Annotated in this window: 4 protein-coding genes; 2 read left to right on the top strand and 2 right to left on the bottom strand. The window is 71.9% G+C overall.

What is annotated here, in order from left to right; all coding sequences use genetic code 11:
• Nucleotides 1-143: 143 nt before the first annotated feature.
• Complete coding sequence (locus ADK65_RS29575) at nucleotides 144-5,801, top strand: type I polyketide synthase (protein WP_053674059.1); 5,658 nt, start codon at nucleotides 144-146, stop codon at nucleotides 5,799-5,801.
• An 86-nt stretch (nucleotides 5,802-5,887) separates the two neighbouring features.
• Here the strand turns inward: ADK65_RS29575 and ADK65_RS29580 are convergent, their stop codons facing one another.
• On the bottom strand, nucleotides 5,888-6,322 hold the full coding sequence (locus tag ADK65_RS29580; RefSeq protein WP_053674054.1) for a pyridoxamine 5'-phosphate oxidase family protein: 435 nt from the start codon (nucleotides 6,320-6,322) through the stop codon (nucleotides 5,888-5,890).
• 103 nt (nucleotides 6,323-6,425) lie between these two features.
• Nucleotides 6,426-7,628 carry an acyl-CoA dehydrogenase family protein gene (locus ADK65_RS29585; RefSeq protein ID WP_053674055.1) on the bottom strand — a complete coding sequence of 401 codons (1,203 nt, stop codon included), beginning with the start codon at nucleotides 7,626-7,628 and terminating at the stop codon, nucleotides 6,426-6,428.
• Nucleotides 7,629-7,988: 360 nt separating this feature from the next.
• On the opposite strand from ADK65_RS29585, the gene ADK65_RS29590 reads away from it, so the two are divergent.
• Nucleotides 7,989-8,555: methylmalonyl-CoA mutase family protein (locus ADK65_RS29590; RefSeq protein ID WP_234352993.1), on the top strand; the 567-nt coding region annotated here is incomplete at its 3' end.

The following is an 8,555-nucleotide window of genomic DNA, read 5'->3' on the forward strand; positions in this document are numbered from 1 at the left end:
AATCCTCGATGGTTGCCGGAGCATGCGGGGGAGACGCTATTCACGGCCCCTCACCGGCAACTCACCTGTGGATAATCGCCTTTGCCCCGCGCCATGAGCGGGCGGTGGTCTGCGAGTTATCCGTCCTCATCAGCATGACGTACATGTCTGAACAGGAAAAACTCGTAGACTACCTGAAATGGGTCACAAAGGATCTCCAGAAGGCCCGTCAGCGCATCACCGAACTGGAATCCGCCGCCGACGAACCCATCGCCATCGTGGGCATGGCCTGCCGGTATCCCGGCGGGGTGGACTCTCCGGACGCCCTGTGGCGGCTGGTCGCGGACGAGGTGGACGCGATCACCGAGTTCCCGGACAACCGGGGCTGGGACCTGGACGGCCTCTACGGCACGGACGCCGGCGGGCCCGGCGGACCGGGTACGTCGACGACCCGGCACGGCGGTTTCCTGGGGGACGTAGGCGAGTTCGACGCGGAGTTCTTCGAGATCGCCCCGCGGGAGGCGCGGGCGATGGACCCGCAACAGCGCCTGTTGCTGGAGACCTCCTGGGAGGCGGTCGAGCACGCGTCGATCGACCCCACCTCGCTGCGCGGCCGCCGGGCCGGCGTGTTCACCGGCATCTCCGGTCAGACGTACCACTTCGTCGGTGAGGGCCCCCCGGAGCTGGAGGGCTATCTGATGACCGGAACGCTCAACAGCGTCGCCTCCGGCCGGGTCGCGTACACCCTGGGGCTGGAGGGGCCCGCGGTCACGGTGGACACGGCGTGCTCGTCGTCGCTGGTGGCGCTGCACCTGGCGGTGCAGTCGCTGCGCTCGGGCGAGTCCGAGATCGCCCTGGCCGGCGGTGCGACCGTGATGGCCACTCCCGGCGCGTTCGTGGAGTTCTCCCGGCAGGGCGGCCTGTCGCAGGACGGCCGGTGCAAGGCGTTCGCGGCCGCGGCGAACGGGACCGGCTGGGCCGAGGGCGTGGGCGTCCTCGTCCTGGAGAAACTGTCGGACGCCCGCCGCAACGGCCACCGGGTGCTGGCCGTCGTCAGGGGCACGGCGATCAACCAGGACGGCGCCAGCAACGGCCTGACCGCGCCCAACGGGCCCGCGCAGCAGCGGGTGATCCGTCAGGCGCTCGCCAGCGCCCGTCTCACCCCCGCCGACATCGACGTCGTCGAGGCGCACGGCACCGGCACCACCCTGGGCGATCCCATCGAGGCCCAGGCGCTGATCGCCACCTACGGGCAGCAGCGCCCGCACGGACGGCCCCTGGTGATCGGCTCGTTCAAGTCGAACATCGGCCACTCCGCCGCCGCTTCCGGGGTGGGCGGTGTCATCAAGATGGTGCAGGCCATCGAGCACGGCGTGCTGCCCAGGACCCTGCACATCGATGAACCGACCCCCCATGTCGACTGGTCGGCGGGCTCGGTGGAGCTGCTCGCCGAGGCCCGGCCCTGGCCCGAGACGGACGCCCCGCGCCGTGCCGCGGTCTCCGGCTTCGGCGTGAGCGGCACCAACGCCCACATCGTCATCGAGCAGGCGCCCGAGGAGGAGCCCGGCGTCACCGAGGGGTCCCGGTCGCCCGCGGCGCTGCCCTTCCTGCTGTCGGCGAAGACGCCGGAGGCGCTGCGCGCACAGGCCCGGCGGCTGCTCGCCTTCCTGGACGACACCGCCGAAGAGGACGACGACGGACGGTCGTTGCTGAACACGGCGTACTCGCTGGCCACGACCCGCGCGCAGTTCGACCGGCGAGCCGTGGTCGTGGCGGCCGACCGGGACGGGCTCAGGGCCGCCCTGTCCGCCGCCGCCGAGGGCGAGCCGGCCCCGAACGTGGTGGAGGGCGCCGTCGGCCAGGAGGGGGGCCGCCCGGTCTTCGTCTTCCCCGGGCAGGGCTCCCAGTGGGCCGGCATGGCTCAGGCGCTCCTGGACACCGAGCCGGTCTTCGCCCGGCGCATCGAGAAGTGCGCCGGGGCCCTGGCCCCCCACACCGACTGGGACCTCATGGACGTGCTGCGTGAGCGGCCCGGCGCCCCCTCACTGGAGCGCGTCGACGTCGTGCAGCCCGTCCTGTTCGCCGTCATGGTCTCCCTCGCCGAACTGTGGCAGTCCCTCGGAGTGCGGCCCGCGGCCGTCGTCGGGCACTCCCAGGGGGAGATCGCCGCCGCCTGTGTCTGCGGCGCGCTCACCCTGGAGGACGCCGCCAAGGTCGTCGCCCTGCGCGCCCGCGCCATCACCGCCATCGCCGGGCCGGGCGGCATGGTCTCCGTCGCCCTCCCCCTCGACCGGGCCGAGGCCCTCCTGACGCGCTGGGACGGCCGTATCACCGTCGCCGCCGTCAACGGCCCCAACGCGGTCGTCATCGCGGGCGACACCGAGGCACTCGACGAACTCCTCGCCCGGTGCGACGCCGACGACGTCCACGCCCGCCGTGTCCCCGTCGACTACGCCTCCCACACGCACCACGTCGAGCCGCTCCGCGACACGATCCTCTCCCTGCTGGACGGCATCGAACCCCGGCCCGCGACCATCCCGTTCCACTCCACCGTCCACGCGCGGGACATGGACACCACCCGGCTCGACGCCGAGTACTGGTACACCAACCTCCGCCGGACCGTCCTCTTCGAACCGACCCTGCGCACCCTCCTCCACCTCGACGACGGCCACCCCGCGTTCCTCGAGATCAGCCCCCACCCGGTCCTCACGCCCAGCGTCCAGGACACCCTCGAGGCCACCGGCACCCCCGGTATCGCCGTCGGCACCCTCCGCCGCAACCACGGCACCACCGAGCGCCTCCTCATCAACGCCGGCCATCTCCACACGCACGGCACCACCGTCGACTGGACGGCCCTGTTCGACGGCACCGCCGCGCACGCCGTGCCGCTCCCCACCTACGCCTTCCAGCGCCGGCTCTACTGGCTCAGCGCGCCGGCCCGGGTCCGGACGGGCGGGACGAGCAGGCGCGACGAGGTGTTCCGGCTCGACTGGACCCCGGTCACGCCGGGCGGGTCCACCGACGAGCGGAGCGTCGCCGAACTCGGCACGACCACGTTCCCGGACCTGAACGCCGTCGGCGAGGCCATCGCCGCCGGAGGCCGCGTCGACGTCGTCCGGGCGGCTCTGACCCCCGAGCCGGGCGACGTCGTGACCGCCGCGCACCTCGGCGCGCACCGGGCTTGGGAGCTGGTGCGGGACTGGCTGGGCGACGAGCGTCTGGACGGGACGAAGCTCGTCGTCACGACCACCGGAGCCGTCGTCCACGGCCCCGGCGGCGAGGCGGACACCACCGTCCCCGCCGGTGCCACCGCCTGGGGCCTGCTGCGCAGTGCGCAGACCGAGAACCCGGGCCGGATCTTCCTGGTCGACCACGACGACACCCCGGAGAGCGCCGCCCTGCTGCCCACCGCGACCGGCATGTCCGAGGCGCAGCTCCTCATCCGCGAGGGCGTCGTGTACCGACCGGGGCTCCGCGGCCTCGAAGTCCCCGCCGCCACCGGCGCGGAGGCTCCCGGGGTGCGCTGGAACCCGGAGGGCACGGTGCTCATCACCGGCGGCACGGGAGCCCTCGGCGCCCTGTTCGCCCGCCACCTGGTCACCCGCCACAAGGTCGGCAGGCTGATCCTCACCAGCCGCCGCGGCCCCGAGGCACCCGGCGCGGACGAACTCCTCGCCGAACTGACCGAGCTCGGTGCCCAGGTCACCATCACCGCCGGGGACGTCACCGACCGCGACTTCCTGGCCGGCGTGCTCACCTCCACTCCCCCCGGGCACCCGGTCACCGCCGTCGTCCACACCGCGGGCGTCCGCGACGACGGCATCGTCACCTCCCTCACCCCCGACCGGATCAGCCCCGTCCTCCTGCCCAAGGTCGACGCCGCGTGGAACCTGCACGAACTCACCCGGGACCTCGGCCTCGAACTCGACGCCTTCGTCCTGTTCTCCTCCATCGCGGCCATGTTCGGCGGCGCCGGACAGGCCAGCTACGCGGCCGCCAACACCTTCCTCGACGCCCTCGCCGCCCACCGCCGCTCCCTCGGCCTGCCGGCGGTCTCCCTCTCCTGGGGCCTGTGGGACGAGACGGTCGGCGGGCTGGCCGACAACCTCACCGAGGGCGATCTGCGCCGCATCAAGGCCCAGGGCATCCTGCAGATCACGCCCGAGAAGGGCATCGCCCTGTTCGAAGAGGCACTGAACGCGGGCCACCCGGTGCCGGTGGCCACCCCCGTCGACCTGGAGGTGCTGGAGAACGCCGCGGGCGCACCGGAGCTGCTGCGCACGCTCGTCACCACCTCCGGCACGGGGACCGACACCTCAGGCCCCGGTTCGTTCGCCCGGCGGCTGGCGGACGAGCCCGCCGAGGGCAGGCGCGGCCTGGTGCTCGACCTGGTCCGCCGGCACGCCGCGACCGTCCTCGGTCACGCCGAGCCCGAGGCCGTCGGTGAGGAGGCGAACTTCCTGAAGATCGGGTTCGACTCGCTGTCCGCGGTCGAACTGCGGAACATCCTGGACCGGGCCACGGGGCTGACCCTGCCCGCCAGGGTCGTCTTCGACCACCCCACACCGGGCACGCTCGCCGATGAGCTGCTGGCCCGGCTGGCACCGGCGCACGAGGCCACGTCCGCGTCCGGACCGGGCGCCTGGGGCGTGGACTTCGCGTCGGACATCCGGCTCGACGAGGACGTCACGGTCACGGACGGCCCCGTGCTCACCGGGCCCGGCGAGGCGGACGAGATCTTCCTGACCGGCGCCACCGGCTTCCTGGGCGCGTTCCTCCTCCGCGAGCTGCTGCGGACCACCGACGCGAGGGTGCACTGCCTCGCCCGCGCCGCCGACGAGGACGACGCGCTGCGCCGCGTCCGCGAGAACCTGACCTGGTACGGGATCTGGGACGAGGCGTGGGCCGGACGTGTGGCCGCCGTCCCGGGCGATCTCGGCAGTCCGCTGCTGGGGCTGGACGAGAAGGACTTCGACGCGCTGTCGCGCCGGATCGACGTGATCTACCACGCCGCCGCCACCGCCAACTGGATCTTCCCGTACCAGCAGTTGCGCGCCTCCAACGTCCAGGGCACCGCCGAGGTGCTGCGGCTGGCCGCACGGCACCGAGCCGTGCCGGTGCACCACGTGTCGTCCACCGGCGTGTACGCCCGGCCCGACCGGCCCGGCGTGCCGCTGACGGTCGAGGACCGGACGGGTCCCGCGGAGGAGCTGGTCAACGGCTACCAGCAGAGCAAGTGGGTGGCCGAACAGGTCGTGGAGCTCGGCAGGGAGCGCAAGCTTCCGGTGTCGGTGTACCGCGTCGACACCATCTCCGGTGACCAGGGCAACGGCGCCTGCCAGACACGCGACTTCATCTGGCTCAGCGTCAAGGGGATCCTCCAGTCCGGCGCCGTGCCGCAGGGGCTGTCCGGGACCTTCTACATGGCCCCGGTGGACTATGTGAGCGCGGTGATCGTCGGGCTCTCCGGCCGGCCCGAGGAGACCGGGCGGACGTTCAACATCGCCAACAGCCGGCCCGTCGAGTTCGAGCAGATCATCGCGTGCCTGCGGACACGCGGCTACGAGCTGCCGGAGCTGGACTGGCCCAGCTGGCTCGACCGGGTGAAGTCCGACAGCGACAACGCCCTGAACCCGCTGCTGGACGTGTTCGAGAGCTTCCGTGATCCTCGCTCCACCGGCTACTCCCGGATGGACGTGACCGCGACCGAAGAGGCGCTCGCGGGCACGGGAGTGTGCGCCCCGGACGTCGACCGGAAGGTGCTGGAGAGGTACGTCGACTTCTTCGTCGAAGCCGGCTACTTCCCGCCGCCGGCGGCCTGAGCCCGCCGGGGCCACGAAGCGGGAAGGTGCCCCACCGGAATCCGGTGGGGCACCTTCCTGTCACGCTCGTCGCGGGCCCGCGGTCGTCAGGCCTTGGTCTGGTCGTTGCTCAGCCACTTGTCCGGGCGCATCCGGATCAGCCGCGCCCGCTCGGGGGTGAGCGCCTGGTCGACGTAACTGCGCGCGTCCGGCTCGTCCAGGTACCGCCGTACGACGTTCATCGCCACCTCGTCGGTCGGCACCTCGTCCTCGTCGTTGACGACCGGGCCCTCCACGGAGACGTACGCGTAGGGCCACTCCTCACGCTGCACGACCAGCGTCAGCCTGCCCGCCTGGCGGATCAGCCCGAACTTCAGCGAGTCCTTGTTCACCAGGATGAGCACGTCGCCGCCGGGGGTGTAGTCGTACCAGAGCGGCACCGCGAGGGGTGCGCGGCCCGGCCGTTCCACCGCCAGGACGCCGATGTGTATCTCGGAGAGGAACGCCTCGCGCTCCTCACGGGTCATGACTACTGAGGACATGCTCTCCCTTGCCTGTCTTTCTGTCTGTCTGTCCGGTGTGGGGGAAACGCGGCCGCGGAGCTGCCCGTCAGACAGCCCCGCGGAGACGGTGAAGCGGTGTGGCTCAGTGGTAGAGCGAGATCGTCGGACCCGCGTCGAGCAGGGCACGGCTGTAGTCCTCGACGATCGCCGGCTGGTAGAGCATGCCGTGCCGACTGCCGATCTCCAGGTCGCGCCAGTACTGCTGGAGGGGGTTGGACAGGGCGAATCCGCCGGTGCCTGCGATGTCCAGCAGCTTCTGCATCGCTTCCTTGGCGCGCTGGAGCGCCGTGGCCTGGTGCATGCGGATCCGCGCGCGCTCCTCCCAGGGCAGCTCGGTGTGGGGGGCCGCGGCCGTGTGGGCGTCGAAGCCGTCCGCGATGGCGGTCATGTGCAGCACCGCGGTGTCCACCAGGTGCGCCGCCTGCGCGAACCACAGCTGGATGGCCGGTGAGTCGACGGCGTGCGCGTAGGTGGTGTAGCTCAACGGCTTGCGCTTGGCGAGCTGTTCGCGGACGACGTCGAGGGCACCGCGCGCGGCGCCGACCAGCGAGGCCAGGGAGTGCGTGTTCCCCTGCACCAGCTCGGTCGGCGAGACCGCCTTCTCCCAGCGGCCGTCGGGGTCCTGCTCGGCGTACAGGATGAAGTGGTCCGGCACGAAGAGGTCGTCCACGACCATCGCGTGGGTGCCGGTGCCCGTCAGGCCGGCCACCTGCCAGGTCTGTTCGATGACGATGTCACGCAGCGGCACCAGCGGGGCGAGGACGTCGACCATCCCGACCTGCCGGTCGCCCTCCATCAGCGGGATCGGCGCCAGCACCGCCCAGTCGGAGATCTCGCAGCCGGAGGCGAAGGGGAAGCGTCCCGAGATGACGACGCCGCCGTCGACCCGCTCGGCACGGGTGCCGCTGAGGGCTCCGGCCGAGAGCACGATGGCGTCCGGGTGTCCGTCGAAGACCTCCTTGAGGGCCTTCTCCGGCAGCGCGAAGGCGAACGGCACCGAGCCGATGTGGTTCGCGGTGATCCAGCCCGTGGACGCGCACCCCCGCCCGACCTCCGAGATGATCTCGAGCTGCGTCCGCATCGTCGTGCTGATGCCGCCGTACGCCACCGGGTTGGTGACCCGGAGGAGGCCGGCCTCCTTCAGCGCCGCGATGTTCTCCGGCGCCGGATTGCCCAGCTCGTCGGTGCGTGCCATGTTCTCCCGCAGGAGGGGCAGGAGGCCGCGGGCCCGGGCGACCAGTTCCTCCGGAGCGACCGGCGCCTGGGTGGTCGAATCGAGAGACATCAATTCACTCCTCAAGAGGATGAGTACCAGCGGATGAGCGCCGGTCCGCGACGGCTGGGCAGGGCTGATCGCCATGCCCCGGGTCGTCGCCCGCTCACCGGTGACCGCCCGCGCCGGACACGTCGGCCGTCACGCCGTGGACGTGCGTACGGCGTCCTCGGGACGGTCCGTGGGGCACCCTTCGCCGTGCACGGCTGTGTTGACGGCACGAAGCTATCCACCGCCGCTCACCGTGTGATCACCGTCGGCTCAGCGGGCCGGCCGGCGGCGGGTGATCGCGCGGTTGTCGGTGACTGACGAAGGCCCGCGACCATGGCCTCCATCGAGCAGCGCCTCAACCACCTGCCCTGCGGAGGCACCATGGCGACGACGTCGGAGTCCGGACTGCCCATCGAGCCGGTGTACGGACCGGAGACCGCGCGGGACTGGGACCCGGCGGAGAAACTGGGTGAGCCCGGGACGTACCCCTTCACCCGTGGCGTGTACCCCTCCATGTACACGGGCCGCCCCTGGACGATGCGGCAGTACGCCGGTTTCGGCACGGCCGTCGAGTCCAACGCCCGCTACCAGCAGCTCATCACCAACGGCACGACGGGCCTGTCGGTCGCCTTCGACCTGCCCACCCAGATGGGCCACGACTCCGACGCCCCGATCGCGCACGGCGAGGTCGGCAAGGTGGGCGTCGCGGTCGACTCCGTCGACGACATGCGGGTGCTGTTCGACGGCATCCCGCTCGACCAGGTCTCCACGTCGATGACGATCAACGCGCCCGCCGCGCTGCTGCTCCTGCTGTACCAACTCGTCGCCGAGGAACAGGGCGTCGGCGCCGACCGGTTGACGGGCACGATCCAGAACGACGTGCTGAAGGAGTACATCGCCCGGGGCACGTACATCTTCCCGCCCAAGCCGTCGCTGCGGCTGACCGCG

The sequence above is a fragment of the Streptomyces sp. NRRL B-1140 genome (assembly GCF_001280065.1).
Lineage (GTDB): Bacteria > Actinomycetota > Actinomycetes > Streptomycetales > Streptomycetaceae > Streptomyces.